The organism is Streptomyces sp. MS191, assembly GCF_008042125.1.
Lineage (GTDB): Bacteria > Actinomycetota > Actinomycetes > Streptomycetales > Streptomycetaceae > Streptomyces.
The window spans coordinates 1-935 of record NZ_RDBI01000152.1 but is presented as its reverse complement, the minus strand read 5'-3'; the positions used below and the strand labels follow the sequence as shown (position 1 = coordinate 935).

Below are 935 nucleotides of genomic sequence, written 5' to 3'. Positions count from 1 at the left end.
CCCCCGTCCCGACCGCCCCCGGGAAGCGTCCTGCCGACCCCGCCGGGCCCGCGGAGAAAGACGGCCCGGCGGTCCGATGACCGGGGTCGCGGCGGGTGTTCGCGAGCCGCCCCACGGCAATGTCACCCGTTCGGCAGGCATGCCGTTCGGCCGGACGGAGCCCCCGCTGCGCCACACTGGCCGCCGAACGCCGCAATTCCCGTGCGGCGCAAGGAGGGTGTGGCCATGGCCGTTTCCATTTCCGTGGTGCTGCTGTTGCTCGTCCTGGCGGTGATCTTCCTGCGCAACGGCGGACTCAAGCTGTCCCACGCGCTGGTCTGCGCCCTGCTCGGCTTCTTCCTCGCCGGTACGAGCATGGCGCCGACGATCGCGAACGGTGTCGCCGCCACCGCCAACGTCGTGAGCAGCCTCAAGCCCTGAACCCCGGCCGCCGTGAGCGGACTCGGGCCCGGTGCGGCCCCTCGGGTGCGGTCCCGGCCCCGCACCGCCGGCGCGTCGGCGGCGCGGCATTGCGCCGGCATGAAGTGCCCGTGAAACCAGCGGCGGTTCCATGTACATCTCACGCACTCGGACCTAACGTCGGCCGCCGGCGCGACCGACGTACGCATCCGAGGAGCCGCATTGACCACCCCCCGAAGGCGAGCCCGTGCGCTCGCCCTGATCGCCGCGCCGCCGGAGGTGTCCTTGAAGATCCTCTCGAAGTCGAGGCGCGTGACAGCCTCGACGGTCGAGGAGCGCTGCGGCAGCTTGTACTCGGCGAGGGTGTCCAGGCTCCTCGGGTCGAGCAGCTTGAGCAGGAAGCCGGAGAAGGTGCCGCACGACTGCGTCTCCTGGACCAACCTCTTCCCCAGCGGCGTATGCGACCCGGTCACGTCCGTGATGCCGGACTGGGACGGCCGCATCTGGTGGGTCACCCGGCTCGGCCGGGTCGGCAC

1 protein-coding gene is annotated in these 935 nt (G+C 71.7%); it reads left to right on the top strand.

Going from position 1 to position 935, the window contains the following annotated elements:
• The first annotated feature begins 225 nt into the window (after positions 1-225).
• On the top strand, positions 226-420 hold the full coding sequence (locus EAO71_RS35850) for a hypothetical protein (protein WP_147981985.1): 195 nt from the start codon (positions 226-228) through the stop codon (positions 418-420).
• Positions 421-935 lie beyond the last annotated feature (515 nt).